The sequence below is a fragment of the Lentzea fradiae genome, from assembly GCF_900100955.1.
GTDB classification, from domain to species: domain Bacteria; phylum Actinomycetota; class Actinomycetes; order Mycobacteriales; family Pseudonocardiaceae; genus Lentzea; species Lentzea fradiae.
The window spans coordinates 109,497-132,060 of record NZ_FNCC01000006.1; the positions used below are offsets into that span (position 1 = coordinate 109,497).

The 22,564-nt window shown below is 70.6% G+C and carries 15 protein-coding genes; 8 read left to right on the top strand and 7 right to left on the bottom strand.

What is annotated here, in order from left to right; translation table 11 throughout:
- Nucleotides 1-579: 579 nt before the first annotated feature.
- Nucleotides 580-1,116 carry a DUF2345 domain-containing protein gene (locus tag BLT23_RS40025; RefSeq protein ID WP_143035942.1) on the top strand — a complete coding sequence of 179 codons (537 nt, stop codon included), beginning with the start codon at nt 580-582 and terminating at the stop codon, nt 1,114-1,116.
- A gap of 19 nt (nt 1,117-1,135) precedes the next feature.
- Here BLT23_RS40025 and BLT23_RS15100 read toward each other — a convergent pair whose 3' ends face one another.
- Nucleotides 1,136-1,804, bottom strand: a complete 669-nt coding sequence (locus BLT23_RS15100) for an HNH endonuclease (RefSeq protein WP_176946760.1) — start codon at nt 1,802-1,804, stop codon at nt 1,136-1,138.
- Nucleotides 1,805-1,955: 151 nt separating this feature from the next.
- On the opposite strand from BLT23_RS15100, the gene BLT23_RS15105 reads away from it, so the two are divergent.
- The 4 genes from BLT23_RS15105 (at nt 1,956) to BLT23_RS15120 (ending at nt 7,148) form a co-directional block, all read left to right on the top strand.
- Nucleotides 1,956-4,052 carry a prolyl oligopeptidase family serine peptidase gene (locus tag BLT23_RS15105; RefSeq protein WP_090049668.1) on the top strand — a complete coding sequence of 699 codons (2,097 nt, stop codon included), beginning with the start codon at nt 1,956-1,958 and terminating at the stop codon, nt 4,050-4,052.
- An 86-nt stretch (nt 4,053-4,138) separates the two neighbouring features.
- Nucleotides 4,139-4,972 carry a mechanosensitive ion channel family protein gene (locus BLT23_RS15110; protein WP_090050334.1) on the top strand — a complete coding sequence of 278 codons (834 nt, stop codon included), beginning with the start codon at nt 4,139-4,141 and terminating at the stop codon, nt 4,970-4,972.
- Nucleotides 4,973-5,078: 106 nt separating this feature from the next.
- Complete coding sequence (locus tag BLT23_RS15115) at nt 5,079-5,498, top strand: globin (protein ID WP_090049670.1); 420 nt, start codon at nt 5,079-5,081, stop codon at nt 5,496-5,498.
- Nucleotides 5,499-5,555: 57 nt separating this feature from the next.
- Nucleotides 5,556-7,148, top strand: coding sequence for a glycoside hydrolase family 13 protein (locus BLT23_RS15120; protein ID WP_090049672.1), 1,593 nt, complete (start codon nt 5,556-5,558; stop codon nt 7,146-7,148).
- A 56-nt stretch (nt 7,149-7,204) separates the two neighbouring features.
- Here BLT23_RS15120 and BLT23_RS15125 read toward each other — a convergent pair whose 3' ends face one another.
- Complete coding sequence (locus tag BLT23_RS15125) at nt 7,205-7,831, bottom strand: DUF8010 domain-containing protein (RefSeq protein ID WP_090050337.1); 627 nt, start codon at nt 7,829-7,831, stop codon at nt 7,205-7,207.
- Nucleotides 7,824-8,255: an acyl-CoA thioesterase gene (locus BLT23_RS15130; protein WP_090049674.1), complete on the bottom strand. Its 432-nt coding sequence runs from the start codon at nt 8,253-8,255 to the stop codon at nt 7,824-7,826. Before BLT23_RS15130 ends, BLT23_RS15125 begins: the two co-directional genes overlap by 8 nt.
- Nucleotides 8,256-8,348: 93 nt before the next feature.
- Between BLT23_RS15130 and BLT23_RS15135 the strand changes: the two genes are divergently transcribed.
- Nucleotides 8,349-8,846 carry a DUF2975 domain-containing protein gene (locus BLT23_RS15135; RefSeq protein WP_090049675.1) on the top strand — a complete coding sequence of 166 codons (498 nt, stop codon included), beginning with the start codon at nt 8,349-8,351 and terminating at the stop codon, nt 8,844-8,846.
- 175 nt (nt 8,847-9,021) lie between these two features.
- Here the strand turns inward: BLT23_RS15135 and BLT23_RS15140 are convergent, their stop codons facing one another.
- The 4 genes from BLT23_RS15140 to BLT23_RS15155 form a co-directional block, all read right to left on the bottom strand.
- Nucleotides 9,022-13,959 carry an NAD-glutamate dehydrogenase gene (locus BLT23_RS15140; protein ID WP_090049677.1) on the bottom strand — a complete coding sequence of 1,646 codons (4,938 nt, stop codon included), beginning with the start codon at nt 13,957-13,959 and terminating at the stop codon, nt 9,022-9,024.
- Between the two features lie 346 nt (nt 13,960-14,305).
- A complete protein-coding gene (locus BLT23_RS15145; RefSeq protein WP_090049678.1) occupies nt 14,306-18,415 on the bottom strand; it encodes a hypothetical protein in 4,110 nt (1,369 codons plus the stop codon).
- Nucleotides 18,416-18,433: 18 nt separating this feature from the next.
- Nucleotides 18,434-20,110 carry an energy-dependent translational throttle protein EttA gene (gene ettA / locus BLT23_RS15150; RefSeq protein ID WP_090049679.1) on the bottom strand — a complete coding sequence of 559 codons (1,677 nt, stop codon included), beginning with the start codon at nt 20,108-20,110 and terminating at the stop codon, nt 18,434-18,436.
- 278 nt (nt 20,111-20,388) lie between these two features.
- The gene (locus BLT23_RS15155) at nt 20,389-20,784 is read right to left on the bottom strand and encodes a single-stranded DNA-binding protein (RefSeq protein WP_176946761.1); all 396 of its coding nucleotides are present in this window, start codon (nt 20,782-20,784) and stop codon (nt 20,389-20,391) included.
- A 241-nt stretch (nt 20,785-21,025) separates the two neighbouring features.
- Here BLT23_RS15155 and BLT23_RS15160 point away from each other — a divergent pair, with 241 nt between their 5' ends.
- Both BLT23_RS15160 and BLT23_RS15165 read left to right on the top strand, forming a co-directional pair.
- A complete protein-coding gene (locus tag BLT23_RS15160; RefSeq protein ID WP_090049682.1) occupies nt 21,026-21,637 on the top strand; it encodes a TetR/AcrR family transcriptional regulator in 612 nt (203 codons plus the stop codon).
- The gene (locus BLT23_RS15165; protein WP_090049684.1) at nt 21,634-22,557 is read left to right on the top strand and encodes an ATP-binding cassette domain-containing protein; all 924 of its coding nucleotides are present in this window, start codon (nt 21,634-21,636) and stop codon (nt 22,555-22,557) included. Before BLT23_RS15160 ends, BLT23_RS15165 begins: the two co-directional genes overlap by 4 nt.
- Nucleotides 22,558-22,564: the final 7 nt, after the last annotated feature.

Sequence of the window (22,564 nt, forward strand, 5' to 3'; positions counted from 1 at the left end):
CCCACGATCGAGCCGTCACGACGCGGACCGTGCCGAGCGACGTCGTGGACGCGAGCGGCCAGGGCCCACCAGCGCACATCGCGTGTGGTGGACGGCGAACGCGAGCGATCCGGTCACTCCCGCACGCAGGCCGTGCGCCACGAAGACCACGGCCAGCGGTCGACCAGGGCTCCCGCCGACAGCGCTACGAACAACCAGGGCGGGATGAGCGCCCCGGCGACGACCGGACACCGCGCGGGCCGCGGGTCGTCGCGGCGGCGAACACGGCGACGCGGACCCCGTCGCCGACGAGCGAGACGGCCCAGGCGGCGACGAACGCCCGGAAACCCCGTCCACGCACGCCTTTCGGCTGTGACGCATGTCATGTTCCATCGATTCGACCATCACGGAGCGTGGCAGCACCGGCCAGTGGGGGCAGTGAGCGCTCTCGTGCGGCGCAGCGGTTACGCCCGGTCAGACCTCACCCGGTCGGAGGCGAACGGGTGCCGGTTTGGGGTCTTGTTCCAACGAGACGCACCTCCTAGCTTTTCACCTATACGGGTCTTGCGCACCCGTTCCAATCGAGTTGGAGGACACAAAATGTTCACGACGACCCGTCCCCAGGCCGTGCCCTTCACTCTTCCGCGCTACACCGACGATTCGGTGCGCATCACTGCGTGTGACTCCGTCCGGATCACGGCCGACGACTCCGTTCGGATCACCGCCCGTGACTCGGTGCGCATCACGGCCACCGACTCGGTGCGAATCACCATGTCGGACTCGGTGCGCATCACCGCGAGCGATTCGGTCAGGATCACGATGTCCGACTCCGTCCGGATCACGGCGCGTGAAGACTCCGTTCGGATCACCGCGCGCCAGGATTCGGTCAGGATCACTGCGCGTGACTCCGTGCGCATCACGATGGACGACAGCGTCCGCATCACCGCGCACGACGACTCGGTCCGGATCACCGCTCAGGACGAGTCCGTGCGCATCACCATGGACGACTCCGTGCGCATCACGGCGCACGACGACAGCGTCCGCATCACCGCCCACGACGACTCGGTCCGCATCACGGCGCACGACGACTCCGTGCGCATCACGGCTCGTCGCGACGACTTCACCCTCGCGGCCTGACCCGCCGCGCGACGGCGACTCAGGCCGCGGGCTCACCCAGGTACGGCAGCCACTGCGGATCCGCCTCGGCCACGCCGGCGAGCAGCCGCCAGTGCGGGCCCCGCGGCGCCGCCGGGACGACGCGCAGCCGCCAGCCCAGCTCGGACAGCAGCTTGTCCGCCTTGCGGTGGTTGCACTTGGCGCAGCAGGCGACGCAGTTGGTCCAGGTGTGAGGTCCGCCACGCGAGCGCGGCACGACGTGGTCGATCGTCTCGGCCCGCCCGCCGCAGTACGCGCAGCGGTACCGGTCGCGGTGCATGAGCCCGGCACGGGTCATCGGCACGCGGCCGCGGTAGGGAACACGCACGTACGTGCTCAGCCGGATCACGGACGGCACGAGCACCTCTGACTTCGAGGAGTGCAGCACCAGCCCGGAGGCGTCGCCGTGGACGACCTCGGCCTTGCCGCACACGACCAGCACCACCGCCCGGCGCAGCGACAGCGCCGTGAGCGGCTCGAACGTGGCGTTCAGGAGCAGGACCTTGCGTCTTCCCCAGGGGAAAACCGCCGGTGTCCGACCGGAACCTCCCCCGTCTCGATCCCCATCCGGCACCGCCCTCAGCTCGGGCTGGTTTCGGCATGGGGGGACCGTCGGCGCCCTCTCGCCGGTCAGCGAGTCGCCGATAGGGGTCGGTTGTCGGTCTGGCACGCGACCACCTCCACCGGTTCAGCCATAGGAGACCACACTTACCAGGAAAAAATCACGTGTGATAAGTGACGCGTCATGGATGTGTGATCGAACCTGAGGCGCTCCGTCGCCCTATCGGGGATGGTTTTCAACAGCCGCTACCCTGGTCAGGGTGACAGAAGCGCCTTCCGCAGCACTGCCCGCGACGATCTCGTACCCCGTCGCCGAGCGTCTCAACCTCGTCGAACAGCTCCACGGGCGGACCGTCGCCGATCCGTACCGCTGGCTCGAGGACACGGCGGACCCCCGCACCGAGGAGTGGTCCCGCGCCCAGGACGTGCTCGCCCGCTCCTGGCTGGACGCGATGCCCGGCCGCGACCGGCTCGGCGGCAGGCTGCGGGAGCTGATGCGCACGGGGTCGGTGTCCACGCCCGCCTGGCGCGCGGGCAGGGCGTTCTTCACCCGCCGCGGCCCCGAGCAGGACCACCCGGTCGTGATGGTCCGCGAGACCGACGGCACCGAGCGCGTGCTGCTCGACGTCGGCGTGCTCGACCCGTCCGGCCGCACCACCCTCGACGCCTGGTCGCCCAGCCTGGAGGGCACCCTCCTCGCCTACCAGGTCTCCGTCGGCGGCAACGAGCACTCGCTGCTGCACGTCGTCGACGTCGAGACCGGTGAGCTCGTCGAGGGCCCGATCGACCGGTGCCGCTACTCCTCGATCGGCTGGCTGCCCGGCGGCGAGGAGTTCTACTACGTCCGCCAGCTCGACCCGGCGCGGCTGCCCGAGGACGAGAAGCTGTTCCACCGCCGGGTGTGGCGCCACCGCGTCGGCACGGACCCGGAGACCGACCTCAACGTGCACGGCGACGGCCTGGAGCACACCTTCTACTACTCGCTGACCGTCTCGCACGACGGTCGCTGGATGGTCGTGAGCGGTGCGCCCAGCACGCTGAAGCACGACTCGGTGTGGATCGCGGACCTGCACGGCGACGCCTCGCTCAAGCCGGTGATCCTGACCGAGGCCGGCGCGCAGTGCTCGGCGAGCGTCGCCAGGGACGGCCGCCTCTACCTGCACACCAACCACGGCGCGCCCCGGCAGCGCCTCTGCGTCGCCGACCCGGAGCACCCCACCGAGTGGACCGAGCTGATCGGCGAGGAGCCGGACTCGGTGCTCGACGGCGTCCGCTGGCTGGACGGCGACCTGGTCGTCCTGCGCACCCGGCACGCCGTGTCCGAGCTGCACCTGCACGACGCCGCGACCGGCGCGCACAAGAAGCAGATCCCCCTGCCCGGAACGGGGTCGGTGCACGGCATGTCCGTCGTGGACGCCCGCACGGACCACGACCAGGACACCCTGTGGTTCGGCTGGACCGACTTCGTCACGCCGCAGTCGGTGTACCGGTTCTCGAAGACCACCGGTGAGACGGTGCTGCACGAGGCCGCGCCCGGCCGGGTCGAGCTGCCCGCCGTGACGACGCAGCAGATCGCGTACACGTCCAAGGACGGCACAACCGTCCACATGTTCGTGGTGAGCGGCGAACAGCAGCCCGACCTGCCCCGTCCCGCGCTGCTCACCGGTTACGGCGGCTTCGCCTTGGGCCGCGGCCCCGGCTACAGCGCGACCACGCTCGCGTGGGTCGAGGCGGGCGGCGTGTGGGTGCACGCGTCGTTGCGCGGCGGCGACGAGGAGGGCGAGGAGTGGCACCTCGCCGGGATGCGCGCCCACAAGCAGAACGTCTTCGACGACTTCCACGCGGCGGCGGAGCGGCTGGTCCGCGACGGGTGGACCACGCCGCAGCAGCTGGCGATCATGGGCGGCTCCAACGGCGGCCTGCTCGTGGGCGCCGCGCTCACCCAGCGCCCCGACCTCTACGCCGCCGTGGTGTGCTCAGCACCACTGCTGGACATGGTGCGCTACGAGAAGTTCCTGCTCGGACGGTTGTGGGCCGACGAGTACGGCAGCGCCTCCGTGCCGGAGGAGCTCGGCTGGTTGTTGTCCTACTCGCCTTATCACCAAGTGGTAACGGACGTTGAGTACCCTTCCGTGTTGTTCACGGTGTTCGAGTCGGATTCTCGTGTGGACCCCAACCACGCCAGGAAGATGTGCGCCGCGCTGCAGCACGCTTCGTCCAGTGATCCGACCAAGCACCCCGTGCTGATCCGCCGCGAGACCGAGGTCGGTCACGCGGGCCGGTCCGTCAGCCGGACGGTCGCTCTCGCCGTGGACCAGCTGACGTTTCTCGCGAATGCCACCGGCATGGAGTTGTAGGAGGGCCCGACCACGTGAGCAGTCCCGTGGATGACGTCGCCAACAGAACCGCACAGGCGGTGGGCTTCTTCGAGAAGTACGGCCCGATGATCCTCGCGGGCGCGATCAAGATCGTCGTGATCCTGATCGCCGCCTTCGTGCTGAGGGCCGTGCTTCGCAAGATCATCGACAGGATCACCATCCCCGGCAAGGAGGGGAAGAAGCCGGGCCTGCTCAAGCCGTTGCGGGAACGCGCTCCGCAGGCGCTCGGGAGCCTCATCTCCGAACGCCGCGAGCAGCGCGCCCGCACGATCGGGTCGGTGCTGAAGTCGATCGTCACGATCCTGATCTTCGGGATAGCGTTCCTGGAGATCATGATCGTGATCGGGCTGGACATCACGCCCGTGCTGACCTCGGCGGGCATCCTGGGCGTCGCCATCGGCTTCGGCGCCCAGAACCTGGTGAAGGACTTCCTGTCCGGCATGTTCATGCTGCTGGAGGACCAGTACGGCGTGGGCGACGTCGTCGACCTGGGCCCGTCGATCAGCGGCACCGTCGAGGCGGTCGCCCTGCGCACCACCACGATCCGCGACACCGGCGGCACCGTCTGGTACGTCCGCAACGGCGAGATCCTGCGCGTCGGCAACTCGTCGCAGGGCTTCGCGGTCGCGGTCGTCGACCTGCCGCTCGGCTACGGCGCGAACCTCGCCGAGGCCACCGCCGTGCTGGAGCGCAAGGCCGCCCAGGCCGCCGAGACCGAACCGCTGAAGTCCGACGTCACGGCCAAGCCAGACGTGCTGGGCGTCGAGAAGTTCACGTCCGACGGCATCACCCTGCGGGTCACCGTGAAGACCCGGCCCGGCCGCCAGTGGGCGGTCCAGCGCAACCTGCGGGCGCAGCTGATGCCCGCGCTGGAAGAGGCCGGCTTCACGCCCAAGTGAGGTCGGAACCCCGAGCGCCGGGTGAGCTGGAACACGCATCCGAGATCCTGATCACCCGGCGTCCTGCCAGCTCACCGGCCTATGGCACAGCCAACACCGGGGCGGCATGCGCGTGGCGTTCCCGGTGAGTCAGGATGGGTGTGTGGGAAACCCCGTGAGCTTCTTCGAACAGGTCGGCGGCGAGGAGACGTTCCGCCGAGTCGTCGCGCGCTTCTACCAAGAGGTCAAGAACGACGACGTGCTCCTCCCCCTCTACCCGGAAGAGGACCTCGGACCTGCGGAGGAACGGCTGCGGCTGTTCCTGATGCAGTACTGGGGCGGCCCCCACACCTACTCGGACAACCGGGGCCACCCGAGGCTGCGGATGCGCCACGTCCCGTTCAAGATCGGCCCGATCGAGCGGGACGCCTGGTTGCGCTGCATGAGGATCGCCGTCGACGAAGCCGGCCTGGACGAGGCCCACCGCAAGCAGCTCTGGGACTACCTGGAGATGGCCGCGAACAGTCTGATGAACAGCCTGACGTGACCACCCATCACCCGTTCGGGTCCTTTGGCAGCGAGACGAATGGCAGGATGACCCCTCGTGCGACGATCCTCCGACCTCACCCCTGAGATCGCCGAAGAGGCCGCTTGGTGGCGTGACGCCGTTTTCTACCAGGTGTACGTGCGCTCCTTCGCCGACTCGAACGGCGACGGCGTGGGCGACCTCGACGGCATCCGGTCCCGCCTCGGCTACCTGGAGCTGCTCGGGGTCGACGCCCTCTGGCTGACGCCGTTCTACCGCTCCCCGATGGCCGACCACGGGTACGACGTGGCCGACCCGCGCGACGTCGACCCGATGTTCGGCGACCTCGCCGCGTTCGACCGGCTGGTCGCGGACGCGCACGAGCACAACATCCGGGTCACCGTCGACCTCGTCCCGAACCACACGAGCGACCTGCACGAGTGGTTCCAGGACGCCCTGCGGGCAGGCCCCGGCAGCATGGAGCGCGCGCGCTACATCTTCCGCGAGGGCCGCGGTTTCGACGGCTCGCAGCCGCCGAACAACTGGGTCTCCGTCTTCGGCGGCCCCGCCTGGACCCGCGTGCCCGACGGCCAGTGGTACCTGCACCTGTTCGCGCCGGAGCAGCCCGACCTCAACTGGGAGCACCCCGAGGTCCGCGCCGACCTGGAGCACACGCTGCGGTTCTGGCTGGACCGCGGTGTCGACGGCTTCCGCATCGACGTGGCGCACGGCATGGCGAAGCCCGAGGGCCTGCCGGACATGGAGATCCACCACCAGGCCCCCGGCGTGCTGTCCGACGACGCGCACGACCCGCGGTTCGACAACGACGGCGTGCACGAGATCCACCGCATGATCCGCAAGGTCATGGACGGCTACCCCGGCACCATGGCCGTCGGCGAGATCTGGGTGAAGGACGACGAGCGCTTCGCCGCCTACGTCCGTCCCGACGAGCTGCACCTGGGCTTCAACTTCCGGCTCGTCGAGGCCGCCTTCGACGCCGACGCCGTCCGTTCGGCGATCGAGCACTCGCTGGCCGCCGTGGCGCTGTCCGGCACGCCCGCCGCGTGGACGCTGTCCAACCACGACGTGGTGCGGCACGTGACCCGCTACGGCGGCGGCGCGCTGGGCGAGCAGCGGGCGCGCGCGATGGCGCTGGTGGAGCTGGCCCTGCCGGGCGTGATCTACCTGTACAACGGCGAGGAGCTCGGCCTGCCGAACGTCGAGCTGCCGGACTGGGCGTTGCAGGACCCGACCTGGGAGCGCTCCGGCCGCACCGAGCGCGGCCGGGACGGCTGCCGCGTGCCGATCCCGTGGGAGGGCACCTCGCCCCCGTTCGGCTTCTCCACGGCGCCGAACACCTGGCTGCCCCAGCCGAACGAGTGGGACCACCTCACGGCAGAGGCGCAGCTGGAGGACCCCGGTTCGATGCTGTCGCTGTACCGCGAGGCCCTGGAGCACCGCAAGTCCAACGCGGGCTTCGCCGGCACCGAGCTCGAGTGGTACGGCGCCCCCGCCGGCTGCTTCGCGTTCCGGCGCAAGGGCGGCGGGCTGATCTGCGCCCTCAACACCTCGGGCGCGTCCGTGCCGCTGCCGCCCGGTCAGGTGCTGCTGTCCTCCGGCCCGATGGACGGCGAGCAGCTGCCGCCCGACACGGCCGTGTGGCTCGTCTGACCCCCTGACAGCACAAGGGCCCCCGGGACGCGTCCCGGGGGCCCTTGTGGTCGCTCTCAGACCAGCAGGGGCAGCATGTTGTGGCGGCGCCGCACGACAGCGCCGAACTTGGCGTCGATGCGCAGCCACGAGTCGGTCGCCGTCACCCGCACGTCGCCGCCCTCGCCGAGGAAACCCATGCCGGACAACGCGAACAGGCAGCGCAGCGGGATCTTCACGTCCATTCCCGACCCGCTGACGGTCAGCACCGTCTGGTCGAGCAGGGAGGCGGGCGGCGTGCCCTGCGGGCCGGTGTTCTCCCGCGCCACCTCGACGCCCTCGTCCGCGATCTTCGCCACGACCTCGACGGGCAGCCGGTCGACCACCACCCAGCCCTCGGCGGGCGGCAGCGCCGACCGCCACAGCAGGTCCTTGGCCGGTCCGGGGTCGATGCGCTCGTCCCGCATGACCGCGAGCCCGGTCAGCAGCTCCGCTCCCGCCACCGTCACGTCGGCCGGGTTCGCCTGCCCCGCAACGGTTCGCGTGGCCAGCGCGTCGAACGGCGTGGCGGTCCACGCGTCGAGCAGCTCGTCGTTGCGGTTGCGCAGCCGCACGACGGACTGCGCGTCCAGCCGCACCGCCCGGGCCGCGAACGCCCCGAGATCGTCCCGCTCGGCCGCGTCGGCCAGCACCAGCTCAGGCACCACTACCCCCTGCTCGCCATCCGGCGAGGAAATCGCGCTCCGCATCGGTCAACCGCCGCGGCCGCGCGGTCGTCACGTTGTACGGAGCCATCAACGTCTCCGCCCTGGTGAGCACCGGGCTGTCCGGCTCCCGGCCGCCGCGCACCACGTAGTCGAGCGTGAACGACGCGGCCTTGAGCTCCCGCACCGACATCTCGACGACGACGGCCTCCCCGGTGAACACGATCGGCGCGAGGTAGTCGACGGCGAGCCTCGCCACGACCATGCCCTCGGCCATCTCCTTCACCCCGTGGCGGGCCGCCTCGGTGAAGAGCAGCTCGATCCGGGCCTCTTCCAGCAGGGTCACCGTGTTCGCGTGGTTGACGTGGCCGAACGCATCCATGTCCGACCAGCGAGGCCGCACACCAGTGACGAAGACACCCATGACCGGACCCTACCGTCCTGGACAGTGCGAACCTTCACAGGACCTCCACAGCAACCTATTGAATCTCAATAGGTAACTCACGAAACTCGATCCATGTCCCGTGCACTGGTGATCGTCCTGCAGTCCCTGCTCGCCCTCGCGGTCCTCGGCGGGCTGTTCGCGCAGGTCGTGGTGATCCCGACGACGGCCGCGCACGAGGTCGAGCTCTTCCCGCCCTACGAGTCCGTGCGGGTCCCGTTCGTGACCGCCGCGATCGTCTTCATCGTGTGCCTGCAGGTCCTCGCGCTGGCGCTGGGCGTGATGCTGCGGAAGGCGGGCAACGGCACGGTGTTCCAGTCCGGCGCGGTCACGTGGACCAACGTCGCGATCGGCGCCATCGCCGCCGGAGCCGTCGTGCTGGCCGGGTTGTTCGTCTACGTCACGTTCGCCGACATCCCCTCGCCTGCCGACGGCATGGAGCTGCTGGGCCTGTGGATGGGGTCCGCGGCCGGCACCGTCGCCGCGGCCGGGGTGGCGCTGCTCGTCGTCGTCGGCCGGCACTGGCTGCTGCGGGCCATCGCTCAGCGGCGGGAACTCGACGGGGTCGTCTGACGTTGGACGGGGGTCGGGGCGCCGCGAAGGGGATTTCGTGGCGCCCCGGTTTGCTGCCCGGGCACGGTTTCCGCCGCGTCGAACCGCTTCGCGATGCCGGGCTTTCGCTGCTGCGCAACGAGAACGGGCCCGGTCTCCGCGGTGTTCCGCGAAGCCGGGCCCGTTCCGTGATGACCTACCGCACCATGCTCCGCACCTGGCGGGCGGCGACGGACAGCGTCGCCAGGTCCAGCTGGCGGACCCGGCTGATCTCCTCCAGCGCGCCGCGCGACCGGACCAGGCGGGAGGAGTTGGCCTGCTCCCACTTGGCGATCTTCTCGGCGGCCGTGTCGCCCTCGTCGCTGGCCCGCAGCACGTCCAGCGAGATGGCCCGCAGCGACGAGTAGAAGTCGTCGCGCAGCGCCAGCCTGGCCAGGGCGTGCCAGCGGTTGCCGCGTTCCAGCCTCGTCACCGAGTCGAGCATGTGGTCGATGTCGAGGTGGTCGGACAGCGCGAAGTACAGCTCGGCCGTCTCGCGGTGCGACCGCTCGGGGCCCACGCCGCCGGACGGGCCGATCTCCCGTTCGGCGAGCTCGGCGATCTCGGTGACGTCGAGCAGGCCGTACATGTACAGCAGGGCCGCCACCTTGCGGGCGAGCACCGCCGGAACGCCCTGCTCGACGTACCGCTCGGCCTTGGCCGCGACGACGTCGTACTCCTGACCCTGCAACAGGTCGAAGGCGTGCGGGCTGAGCTCCTCGACCACACCGCGGAAGCGGTTGATCGTGGACCCCACCGCGAGCGGCTGCGGGCGGTTCGACAGCAGCCAGCGCGACGCGCGGTCGAGCAGGCGGCGGGTCTCCAGGACCATGCTGTCCTGCACGTCCGTCGGCACCACGGTGTCGAGCGCCTCGATCTCACGCCAGATCGACGGGAGGTCGAAGACCTGGGTGACGACCGCGTAGGCGCGGACCGCGTCCGTCGCCGACGCGCTCATCTCCTCGGCCAGGCGGAAGGCGTAGGAGATGCCACCACCGTCGACGACCTCGTTCACGACGACCGTGGTGATGATCTCCCGCGCCAGCGGGTGGTCGGGGATCGCGGCGCCGAACCGTTCGCGCAGCAGGCTCGGGAAGTAGTCAGGCAGCTTGCGGGCGAACGTGTCTATCGTCGGGATGTCGCTCGCCAGCAGCTCTTCCTTCAGCGTGAGCTTGGTGAACGCGAGCAGCGTCGCGAGCTCGGGCGAGGTGAGGCCCTCGCCGTTCTTCTCCAGCGCCTTGAACTCGGCGACGCTCGGCATCGCCTCCAGCTTCCGGTTGAGCGCGCCGCGCGCCTCCAGGTCCGCCGTGAGCCGCGCGTGCACCGACAGCATCGACACGGCGTGCGCCCTGCCGACACCGAGGACGCTGTTCTGCGAGTAGTTGTCCGCCAGCACGAGCCTGCCGACCTCGTCGGTCATCTCGGCGAGGACCTCGTTGCGCTGCTGCTGCTCCAGCGACCCCTCCCGGACCAGGTGGTCCAGCAGGATCTTGATGTTGACCTCGTGGTCGGAGCAGTCGACGCCCGCGGAGTTGTCGAGCGCGTCGGTGTTGACCTTGCCGCCGTTGCGGGCGAACTCGATGCGGCCGCGCTGGGTCAGGCCCAGGTTGCCGCCCTCGCCGACGACCTTGACGCGCAGCTCGTCGCCGTTGACGCGGATCGCGTCGTTGGCCTTGTCGCCGACGTCGGCGTGCGACTCGGTGGACGCCTTGACGTAGGTGCCGATGCCGCCGTTCCACAGCAGGTCGACCGGCGCGAGCAGGACGGCCTTCTTGAGCTCCGGCGGCGACAGCTTCTCGACGCCCTCCGGCAGCCCCAGCGCGACGCGGGCCTGCTCGGAGATCGGGATCGACTTGGCCGTGAGCGGGAAGACGCCGCCGCCCTCGCTGATCAGCGAACGGTCGTAGTCGTCCCACGACGACCGCGGAACGTTGAACAGCCGCACCCGCTCCGCGTACGACGCGGCCGCCACCGGGTTCGGGTCGATGAAGATGTGCCGGTGGTCGAACGCGGCCACCAGCCGGATGTGCTCGGACAGCATCATGCCGTTGCCGAACACGTCACCGGACATGTCGCCGATGCCGACGACCGTGAACTCCTCGGTCTGCGTGTCCACGCCGAGCTCGCGGAACGAGCGCTTCACGCTCTCCCACGCGCCCTTGGCCGTGATGCCCATGGCCTTGTGGTCGTAGCCGATCGAGCCGCCGGAGGCGAACGCGTCGCCCAGCCAGAAGCCGTAGCTCTGGCTCACGCCGTTGGCGATGTCGGAGAACGTCGCGGTGCCCTTGTCCGCGGCCACGACCAGGTACGTGTCGTCGCCGTCGTAGCGCACCACCTGCGGCGCGGGCACGACCTCGTTGTTGATCAGGTTGTCGGTGAGGTCGAGCAGGCCCGAGATGAACATCTTGTAGCAGGCGACGCCCTCGGCCATGAAGTTCTCGCGGTCGATGCCGGGGTCGCCGGTGGGGGCGATCGGGCGCTTCACGACGAAGCCGCCCTTCGCGCCGACCGGCACGATCACCGCGTTCTTCACGGCCTGCGCCTTCACCAGGCCGAGGATCTCCGTGCGGAAGTCCTCGCGGCGGTCGGACCAGCGCAGGCCACCGCGCGCGACGCTGCCGAAGCGCAGGTGCACGCCCTCGACCCGCGGCGAGTACACGAAGATCTCGAACTTCGGCCGCGGCGCCGGCAGGTCCGGGATCGCCTGCGGGTCGAGCTTGACCGACAGGTACGGCCGGGCGTTGCCGTCCTCGTCGCGGAAGAAGTAGTTCGTCCGCAGCGTGGCGTTGATCAGGCTGAGCAGGCTGCGCAGGATCCGGTCCGCGTCGAGGCTCGTCACGTCGTCGATCAGCTTCCCGAGCTCGGTCACCATCGTCTCGGTGCGGTCCGCGCGCGTTGCGTCGCTCAGCGACGGGTCGAACCGGGCCTCGAACAACGCGACCAGCGCTATCGCCACGCTCGTGTGCCCGAGGACGGCGTCCTCGATGTAGTCCTGCGAGTACGGCGTCCCCGCCTGGCGCAGGTACTTCGCGTAGGCGCGCAGCATCGCGGCCTGCTGCCAGCTGAGCCCGGCCTGCAGCACCAGCGAGTTGAACCTGTCGACCTCGGCCTCACCGCGCCAGACCGCGGCGAACGCGTCCTGGAAGCGCACGCGCACGTTGTCGAGGTCGGCCTCGGACAGCTGCGAGAGCGCGGCCTTGTCGATGCGCAGGCCGAAGTCGTAGATCCAGCACCGCACACCGTCCTCGCGGGCGATCTCGTACGGCCGTTCGTCGACCACGATGACGCCCATGCGCTGCAACATCGGCAGCACGTCGGACAGCGTGATGCCGTCGCCGGTCACGAAGAGCTTGAAACGCCGCTCCCCCGGCTCCGCGTCCTCCGGCTTGTAGAACTCCATGTCGAGGTCGCCCTCGGCGAGCTTCTCGATGCGCCGGTAGTCCAGCAGACCGGTGGTGGCGGGGAAGTCCTCCTTGTACGCCTCCGGGAAGACCGCGGCGAACCGCTGGCCCTGCTCGGTGGCGGACTCGGCGCCCAGGTCGTCGCCACCGACGGCCTCGACCATGCGGTCGTCCCAGCTGCGGACGGCCTCGGCCAGCTTGACCTGGATCGCGTGGACGTCCGGCTCCAGCGTGCGCGCCGGGTCCGTGTGCACCATGAAGTGCACGCGCGCCAGCGCCGACTCACCGATGCGCGCGCTGTACTCGAGGTTCAGGCCCCCCAGCTCGGCGAGCAGCACCTCCTGCATCGCGAGACGGCTCGTCGTCGTGTAGCGGTCGCGCGGCAGGTAGACCAGGCACGAGAAGAAGCGGCCGTACGGGTCGCGGCGCAGGAACAGCCGCAGCCGCCGCCGTTCCGCGAGCGCGATGACGCCCGTCGTCGTCTGGTACAGCGTGTCCGCGTCCACCGAGAACAGCTCGGTGCGCGGGTAGTTCTGGATCACCTCGAGCATCCGCTGGCCCGAGTAGGACTGCAGCGGGAAGCCGGCGCGGTGGATCACCTCGCGCACGCGGCGCTCGATCACCGGGATGTCGAGCACGTCCTCGTGCAGCGCCGTGGTGCTGAAGATGCCGAGGAACCTGTGCTCACCGGAGACGTTGCCCTCGTTGTCGAACGTCTTCACGCCCACGTAGTACGGGTAGACGCTGCGGTGCACGCTGCTCTGCGCGCTCGCCTGCGTCAGCACCAGCAGCTCCTTGCTGAGCGCCTGGGCACCGTTGTCCGGCCCGGCGGTGAGGCTGCGGGCGGCGAGGCTGTCCTGGCGCAGCACACCGAGACCGCTCGCGAGCACGGCCCGCAGCGCGGGCTCGCCGTCCTCGCGCACCAGCTCGTACTGCCGGTAGCCCATGAACGTGAAGTGCCCGTCCGCGAGCCACTCCAGCAGGTTCGCCCCGTCGGTCGTGGCCTCGGACGAGTCCTTCTTCAGCTCCTCCGCCAACTGCAGCGCCGTCGCGACCATGCGGTCGGTGTCCTCGACGACCTCGCGGACGTCGTTCAGCACCGTCAGCAGCCGGGTCTCAAGTTCGCGGGCGCGGTCGGCGTCGGTGAGGAGGTCGACCTCGATGTTCATCCACGACTCGGCCAGCGCGTCGCCGGGCGGGTCGGAGGGGTCGGCGGCGGGCAGCACCTCGGTGCGGTCGCCGGTCACCGGGTCGCGGCGTACGACGACGATCGGGTGCACGACGCGCTGGACCTGCACACCACCTCGGGTCAGCTCGGACGCGACCGAGTCCACGAGGTAGGGCATGTCGTCCGTCACGACCTGCACGACGGTGACAGGACACTGCCACCCGTCGGCAGGGCGCGTCGGGTTCAAGATGCGCACCGCGGCGCGTCCGGGGACGCGGTGCTCGGCCAGCTGGTACAGCGACCGCACCGCACCGACCAGGTCCACCGGGTCGTCGTCGTTGACTTCCTCGGCGGGCACGTGGCGGTAGAAGAGGCGGATCAGGTCAGCCAGTTCAGGGGCATTGGCGGCGGCCCGTTCGATCAGCTCGTCACGGACCTGTTCAGGACTGGCCGATCGACTCCCATCGGCCGCGGTGGCCACCGCGGGGACGTCGTCGGTTCGGGTCGGGGCTCCAGTCGAGGTCATCTTCAGGCGACTCCACGCTATCCGGCACCTCTGTGTGCCGGGTCCGTCCCCACCCTAGATGGGGTGGCGGACATCACCGGCCACGGGAGGGCAATGGCAGACCACTGAATCGAGGGCTGAATCGAACAACTTCCCCAGTCGCGGCAACACCTTCCCCACGCCCGGCCACGCCCCGGCACCACCCGGCTCCCGCCGGTGAACGGCACGGGCGGCCCGGCCGACCAGCGACACGCCGCCCGACGTGCGGCGAGCCGTTTCCACCTCCCGTGGCCTACCCACCGCCCGCCGGTCGATCACACCCGGACGGACCTCTTGGGCAAGGCTTGAGGTGTGGCGCTCGCCACCATCACACCCCGGGCAATGTCCAGCCCGGCGGCCCGTCGAACCCGACCGGCCGGATCGGACCGGTGGTCTCACTGTCCGGGGCCGCGCCCACGGGGCGGATCGGGCCGGTCTTCTCCTGGTCGCTCTCGTGCGTCGGCGGCGTGCCTAACTCACCGGCACCGAACTGGGTGGCGCCGAAGTAGAGGTCGGATTGGTCGGCGGGGTCGGCCGCGGGTGGCTGACCGGTGGCGCCGGGTGCACCGGCTTGCGGGGTGCCCGGCAGGTGGCCGCCTGGCTGGTGGCCGGCTTGCTGGTGGCCGGCGGCGTCCGGGTCGACGGCTGCCCACTCCGGGGCGTCGAGGTCCGCGGCCTGGACCTGGTCCTCGTCGGAGCGCCGTCCCGTCTCGTAGGCGACGAGCGCCTCCGCGAGCAGGTCGGCGAGGCTCATCTCGCTCGGCCGGCGACGGCTGCTCGGCGGCCCGGCCGGGTCGTCCGCGGTTGCCGAGGGCGCCGGTACGTCCGGCGTGGACGGTCCGGACAGCGCCCCGGGTTCGGGGTGCGCTGCCGGTTCGACGTGCGCTGCCGGTTCGGAGTGCGGTGCGGGTGGAGCGGTGGGCTCGGGCGTGTCCGAGGTGTGCCGCGTCCCGAAGCCGGGCTCGCTCCCGCCGATCGATTGAGTTCCAAAGCCCTGAGTTCCAAAGCCCTGGGTGCCGAACGTCTGGGCTCCGAAGCCCGGCTGGGCACCGAACCCGGCCTGCGCCCCGGTACCGGGCCCCGTGTGGTCGCCCGACGGCTGGTCGGGTGCCCGGTCGACCTGCACCGGGACCGTCGGGACGTCCGAGGAGTCGTCGTCCACGTCCGCGGAGCTCAGGAAGCTCGTCGACATCAGGTCCGGCGTCGGCGAGTTCTGCGGCTTGGCCTTCGGGGCGCTGAGGTCGAGCGAGCTGAAGTCGAGGTCGGGGAGCTTGCGCTCGTCCCCGTCCGCGGCGGGGAAACCGCCGGCCGGGGTGTGCAGGGGGTAGACGGGTTCGTCGATGTGCGGGCCGAAGTCCGGCGCGTACGGCGCCGCCGAGGCGGCCTGCTGGTCAGGCGCGGACCGGGGTTCCACGATCGGGATGCCGCTGCCCGGCGACATGGAGAACAACGGGGGCACCGCGCTCGGGTCGTCCGGACGCAGGCGCGACGGGGGCTCGACGCGCCACGACGGCGTCGCCGAGGCTGAGCCCGGGCCTGAGTCGGTGCTCGATGCCGAGGCCGCGTCGAGGTCCGAGGCGGTGACATCCGAGGTGGCGATGTCCGAGGCGACAGCGTCCGAGGTGGTGGCGTTTGAGGTGGTGCCGTCCGAGGTGGTGGCGGCACGAGATTTCGCCGCGCCGGCTTCCGGGGAGGGGCCTGTGCCCGGTTGGGCGTCTGACCCGGACTCGGAACCAGGCTCGGCGAGCGGGTCGCGGGCGCGGCGGCGGCCTCCTGCTCGCAGGCCCTGGGCCTTGAGCATGTCCAGGACGCTCTCCTGCTGCGGCTTGGCGGCTTCGGCACGTGCTGCCGCCGCCTCTCGTTCCGCGGCGAGACGTGCGACCTCCTGGTGCGCCGCCTCCTGACGCGCGACGTCGCGGCGCACCGCTTCCAGACGTGCGGCCTCGCGACGGGCCGCTTCCTGGCGGGCGACCTCTTCGCGGGCCGCCTCCAGACGTGCCGTCGCGTCGCGCGCGGCTTGCTGGCGGGCCGCCTCACGCCGTGCGGCGTCTTCGCGGGCCGCCTCCCGGCGGGCGGCTTCCTCCCGGGCTGCTTCCTCGCGCGCGGCTTCCTGCCGGGCAGCCTCTTCGCGGGCAGCTTCCTGGCGCGCTGCTTCCTCGCGTGCCGCCTCCTGGCGCGCCGCTTCCTCACGTGCGGCTTCCAGGCGGGCTGCCTCTTCGCGCGCTGCCGCTTCGCGGGCTGCTTCCAAGCGTGCTGCTTCCTGGCGCGCCGCTTCTTCGCGGGCCGCTTCCGCACGCGCGGCCTCTGCCCGTGCCGCTTCCTCGCGGGCTGCTTCCTCCGCCGCCGCGGCCTCGCGCTCGGCTTGGGCGAGCTGCTCGGCGATGGCCTTGCGTTCGGCCTCGATCTGGCGGCGGGCCTCGCGCTGCAACTCCATGAGCTGCTGCTCGACCTTGCGCTTGCGCTCCTGTTCCGGGCTCAGCCGCGACTGCTCGGCCGACGCGACCTGGTCAGCCGAGGCACCGCCCGACGCGTGAGCACCCGGCGACTGCTCCACCGGCGACTGGCCCACCGGCGACTGGCCAACCACCGTCTGTTCCGCCGGCGACAGTTCCACCGACGATCGACCCGCCGACTGACTCGCCGCCCCTGACTGACCAGCCCCTGACCGGTCCGCCAGTGACCGATCCGCCGGTGACTGGGCTGCCGGTGGCTGCTCCGCCAAGCGTTGGTCGCCGAACGAAGACTGCTCCACCAGTCGCTGCTCGCCGAACGAGGGCTGGTCGGTCAAACGCTGCTCGCCGAACGAAGGGCGCTCCGCCAAACGCTGCTCGCCGAACGTGGGCCGCTCCGTCAGGCGCTGCTCGCCGAACGCGGGCCGCTCCGCCGGGGGCTCCTGGGCCGCGGAGGCGGGCGGCTCGGAGTCGTCGGTGATGACGGGGATCTGGGCGATGGTGGTCGGTGTGTCGTCGCCGATCTCCCCGGCCGCCACTCGGGCGGCGCGGCGGCGGCCGCTCACCATGGCGCCCGCCGAGGCGATCAGGCCGGAGGCGGGGACGGTGCGGCCGGACGACGAGGGTGCGGGTGGCGGTTCCACGGGCTCCGGAGTCTTGTCTTCTGGGTCGCCGAACGGCTGGACCACGCGCCATCGGTCGGCGGCGTGCTGTTGTGCTGCGGACAAGCCTTCCACGGTCATGTCCTCGGCTGCGCGGCGGACGCGGTTCGCCTTCACGCCGTCGCCCTTGCGCACGGTGACCGGGCGCCACTGGCGCAGCTGCTGCTTCAGGGCGGTCGGGATCACGCCGTCGGCGTCGGCGGGCAGGCCCTCGACCGGGCGGAGCAGGCTCGCCAGCTGCTGGTGCAGGTCGGCGGGCTGGCGGTGCACGCCGGAGAACTCGGCGGCGAGCCGGGCGCGCACCGCATAGACGGCGCGGGCACGGCGGCGTTCAGCGGCGTGCGCGGAGCGCAGGTTCGCGAGCGCGTCGGTGAGCTCACCGGACACCTCGTGCACGTGGGCGAGCGCGAGCAGGCTCTCCGCGAGGAGGGTGTCGAGCTGGTGGCGTTCGGCGCTCGACTCGACCTCGCTCAGCATCTCGCGGGCCTGCGCGACCCTGCCCGCGGGCAGGTGGACGCGCGTGGCCAGCGCCAGGCGCAGCCAGCCCGTCGTGGACGCCGACGCGGCCCGCACCGGGCTGCCGAGCACAGCGGCACCGGCCTCGCTCGCCTCCAGCAGGCGGTTCGCGTCGAGCAACGCGAGCACCAGCTCCAGCGTGAGGCGGCTGACGCACTCGCCGCTGTCGGCCGCCGGGTCCGTGCACCTGCTCACCAGGTCGAGGCCCTCGCGTGCGGCACCGATGGCGGCGGGGAGGTCGCCCCACCGCCGGTGCTGCGCCGCCTGCACCGCGCGGACCAGGCCGCGCACCACCAGGCGGGTGTCGTCGTCGAGCGACGTGTCCGCGACGTAGAGCTGGTCGGCCTCGGCGAGCGCCCGCGTGGGCTCGTCGCCGCGGCCGACCGTCACCAGGCTTTCGCTGGCCTGCACCAGAGCCGACGCCCGCAGTCCCGCGGGCACGTCCGGCGCTTCCAGCACAGGCGCCACCGCGGCGAACCCCGTCAGCGGGGCACCCGCGGACCGCGCGCACGCCGCGAGCTCGACCCGCAGCAGCCACGCGGACTCGTGCTCACCGGCGGCCTCGGCCGCCTTGAGCGCGTCGAGCGCCCGGTCGGTGAGGGCGACGCCGCGGCCCACGCGGTTGCCCGCGAAGACCACGAGCGACTCCGCCCGCAACCGGTCGGCTTCGTCACGACGGGCGGTGGCGAGGGCCGACGCTCGTTCACCGAGCACCAGAGCGAGCTCCGGTGCCCGCCAACGCAGCCGCCAGGCGGGCACGACCAGCGTGCTCACCTCGACGTCTGCCTGCGCCTCGCCCCTCGCCGCCACGTCGTCGCCGTTGCCCTCTCAGTCCCGTGTCAGCTTGCGGTACGTGACACGGTGCGGCCTCGCGGCGTCGGCACCCAGGCGCTCGAGCTTGTTCTTCTCGTAGCCCTCGAAGTTGCCCTCGAACCAGTACCACTTCGACGGGTCCTCGTCCGTGCCCTCCCACGCGAGGATGTGCGTGGCGACGCGGTCGAGGAACCACCGGTCGTGGGAGATCACGACGGCGCAGCCGGGGAACTGCTCGAGAGCGTTCTCCAGCGAGCCCAGGGTCTCGACGTCCAGGTCGTTCGTCGGCTCGTCCAGCAGGATCAGGTTGCCGCCGAGCTTGAGCGTGAGCGCGAGGTTCAGCCGGTTGCGCTCACCACCCGACAGCACGCCCGCGGGCTTCTGCTGGTCCGGGCCCTTGAAGCCGAACGCGCTGACGTACGCGCGGGACGGCATCTCGACGTTGCCGACGTGGATGTAGTCGAGCCCGCCGGACACGACCTCCCACACGTTCTTCTTCGGGTCGATGCCGCCGCGGTTCTGGTCGACGTAGGACAGCAGGACCGTCTCACCGACCTTCACGCTGCCCGCGTCCGGCTGCTCCAGACCGACGATGGTCTTGAACAGCGTCGTCTTGCCGACGCCGTTCGGGCCGATGACGCCGACGATGCCGTTGCGCGGCAACGTGAACGACAGGTCGTTGATCAGGACCCGGTCGCCGAAGCCCTTCTTCAGCTTGTCGACCTCGACCACGACGCTGCCCAGACGCGGGCCCGGCGGGATCTGGATCTCCTCGAAGTCGAGCTTGCGGGTCTTCTCCGCCTCGGCCGCCATCTCCTCGTAGCGGTCGAGACGCGCCTTGGACTTCGCCTGGCGGGCCTTGGCGCCGGAGCGGACCCAGTCGAGCTCGTCCTTGAGGCGCTTCTGCAGCTTCTGGTCCTTCTTGCCCTGGACCGCGAGCCGCTCGGCCTTCTTCTCCAGGTAGGTGGAGTAGTTGCCCTCGTAGGGGTGGGTCCGGCCGCGGTCGATCTCGAGGATCCACTCGGCCAGGTTGTCCAGGAAGTACCGGTCGTGGGTGACGGCGAGCACGGCGCCGGTGTACTGCGCGAGGTGCTGCTCCAGCCACAGGACGCTCTCCGCGTCCAGGTGGTTGGTGGGCTCGTCGAGCAGCAGCAGGTCGGGCTTGCTCAGCAGCAGCTTGCACAGCGCGACGCGGCGGCGCTCACCACCGGAGAGCTTGGTGACATCGGCGTCCGGCGGCGGGCAGCGCAGGGCGTCCATCGCCTGCTCCAGCTGGGAGTCGAGGTCCCACGCGTCGGCGTGGTCGAGCTCCTCCTGGAGCTTGCCCATCTCCTCCATCAGCTCGTCGGAGTAGTCGGTCGCCATCAGCTCGGCGATCTCGTTGAAGCGGTCGAGCTTCACCTTGATCTCGCCCAGGCCCTCCTGGACGTTGCCGAGGACGGTCTTCTCCTCGTTGAGCGGCGGCTCCTGCTGCAGGATGCCCACGGTGTAACCGGGAGACAGGTACGCCTCGCCGTTGTTGGGCGTGTCCAACCCCGCCATGATCTTGAGCACGCTCGACTTGCCGGCGCCGTTGGGACCGACCACACCGATCTTCGCGCCGGGGTAGAACATGATCGTGACGTCATCGAGGATGACCTTGTCACCGTGCGCCTTGCGCACCTTTTTCATGGTGTAGATGAACTCGGCCATGGCGGCGATCGTAGAGCGGTGCCCGAAGGGTCTTGACCTCGGTTGCCGAGTAGCGGGCGTCCACGCCCGGATCGAGGGTCACACGGCTCGGTGACCTGCTCGTTCCGTTCGAACGTGAACGATTCTCGGCGTACGGTCTCCCCTGCTCCGACCTACGAGCTTCCCTCCTTCGTGCTTCGCGGTGCTCTCATCTTCTCCGGCGGCACCCCCGGACCGGGTGGGTTCCCGGGATCCCGCCTGTGCTTGCCTCCGAACGGCGCAAACCCGGCGGCGGGAGCTCAGAACGGCGCGGTGTGCGCCACGAGATCCTCCCCGGCCCCGGGTTCAACGACGGGAGGCGACCCGAGTGACTGCACCCGGCTGAGATCCAGTCCGACGTGCAGCGCGTCCAGGGTCAACGTCGTCCGCTTCACGTCGTCCTTCTCGACGTGCCTCATCCGCAGCTTGCCCTGGACGATCACGGGATCGCCTTTCGACAGCGTCGTGTTCACGCTGTCCGCGAGCTTGCGCCAGCACGAGACGCCGAGCCACAGGGTCTCGCCGTCCTCCCAGTCGCCGGCCGCCGTGTTGTACCGGCGCTCCGTCGAGTGGAGGCGGAAGTACGCGTTGCTCTTGCCGTCCTCGCCGTGCCGGAACGAGATCTCGCTCGCCACCAGACCAACGACGGTGACCACCGTGGAATTCCAGGACATCGGTTCGCCTCCAGGTTGCGGGGTTGCCGGTCCAGGTTGCCGTTCCAGCAGCCGCCCGGGACGACGCCGAGGCGAATCTGTGGACAACTCGCGGGTTGTGGACAGGTCGCGATCTTGAGCGCCCCTGAGAGGCGAAATTGTCAGACCCGTGTGCTAAGCGCCAAGCAAGTGAGTGAGTGCCCACTCATTGACATGAGTGAGTACTCACTCATACAGTGGGAGCGTGTCAGAGGAACCACGCCGCCGCCGCGCCCCCGCGATGAGCCCGGAAGACCGCCGCGAGGCGATCGTCCAGGCGACGCTGCCGCTCGTCGTGAAGGACGGCGCGAACGTCACCACCAGCCAGATCGCCGCCGCCGCCGGGATCGCGGAAGGCACGGTGTTCCGCGTCTTCAAGGACAAGGCGGAACTCCTCAACGCGTGCATCGACCGCGTGCTGCTCTCCGACGAGGAGGTGGCCCGCATCAAGGCCGTGCCCGCGGACCTGCCCCTCGAACAACGGCTCGTCGAGGCGGCCAGCACGGTGACCGGGTACCTCGACCGCATGTGGAGCGTCATGGGCGCGCTGCGCGAGTCCGGGTACAAGCCAAGCCAGGAGGACCACGAGAAGCACCGCGGTCCCCAGGCTGGCATGCAGCGCGTCTCCACCGCGGTCGCCGAGCTGTTCGGCGACGCGGAGCTGCGCACGAGCCCCGAGCACGCCGCCCGGCTGCTCCTGGGCTTCGTCTTCACCAACCGCCTGCAGGGCAAGGGTTTCGGCGAGACCACCGTCGAACCGGAGCAGCTCGTCGAGCTCTTCCTGCACGGCGCACTCACCTCAGGGGGGACCAGATGACCGAGCTCATGATCGAAGCGACGGACGTCGACAAGAAGTTCGGCGACGTCGTGGCGCTCGACGGCGTGAGCGTCACCGCGCGGAAGGGGTCCGTGCTCGGGCTCCTCGGCCACAACGGCGCCGGCAAGACCACGCTCGTCAACATCCTCACCACGATGCTGCCGCCGACCGGTGGCAGCGCGAAGGTGGCGGGGTTCGACGTCGTGCGGCAGAGCCACGACGTGCGCAGCCGCATCGGCCTCACCGGCCAGTTCGCCGCCGTCGACGAGCAGCTGAGCGGCCACGACAACCTCGTGCTGATCGCCCGCCTGCTCGGGGCCGGCCGCGCGCAGGCCCACCGGCGCGCGAACGACCTGCTGGAGCAGTTCGACCTCACCGAGGCGGCCAAGCGCAACGCCAAGACCTACTCCGGCGGCATGCGGCGGCGCCTCGACCTGGCCGCCTCGCTGGTCGGCAACCCCGAGGTGCTGTTCCTGGACGAGCCGACCACCGGCCTCGACCCGGCCAGCCGCCTCGCGATGTGGGAGATCGTCGAGAAGCTCGTCGCGGACGGCACGACCGTCCTGCTCACGACGCAGTACCTCGATGAGGCCGACCGGCTCGCCGACTCGATCACCGTGCTGTCGCACGGCAAGGTCGTCGCGTCCGGCACCTCGGCGGAGCTCAAGGCGCAGGTCGGCCAGCGCACGGTGACCGTGACGCTCGACTCGGCGTCCGAAGTGGACGCCGCACTCAGGGCGATCAACGGCGTCGGGCTCCACCCCGTCGCGGACGGTCTCACGCTCACCACTCCCGTCAACGCGTCACGCGACTTGGCGACGGTCGTGCGCGCGCTGGACGACAACGGCTTGGAGGCGCACGAGATCGGCCTCAAAGAGCCCACTCTCGACGACGTCTACCTCACTCTCGCCGCGAACTAGGGGGAAA

Coding starts and splice junctions, on each gene's coding strand:
- BLT23_RS40025 (WP_143035942.1), top strand. CDS start 580: ATGTTCACGACGACCCGTCCCCAGGCCGTGCCCTTCACTCTTCCGCGC.
- BLT23_RS15110 (WP_090050334.1), top strand. CDS start 4,139: ATGATCCTCGCGGGCGCGATCAAGATCGTCGTGATCCTGATCGCCGCC.
- BLT23_RS15115 (WP_090049670.1), top strand. CDS start 5,079: ATGCGCGTGGCGTTCCCGGTGAGTCAGGATGGGTGTGTGGGAAACCCC.
- BLT23_RS15130 (WP_090049674.1), bottom strand. CDS start 8,255: ATGGGTGTCTTCGTCACTGGTGTGCGGCCTCGCTGGTCGGACATGGAT.
- BLT23_RS15135 (WP_090049675.1), top strand. CDS start 8,349: ATGTCCCGTGCACTGGTGATCGTCCTGCAGTCCCTGCTCGCCCTCGCG.
- BLT23_RS15140 (WP_090049677.1), bottom strand. CDS start 13,959: ATGACCTCGACTGGAGCCCCGACCCGAACCGACGACGTCCCCGCGGTG.
- ettA (WP_090049679.1), bottom strand. CDS start 20,110: ATGGCCGAGTTCATCTACACCATGAAAAAGGTGCGCAAGGCGCACGGT.
- BLT23_RS15165 (WP_090049684.1), top strand. CDS start 21,634: ATGACCGAGCTCATGATCGAAGCGACGGACGTCGACAAGAAGTTCGGC.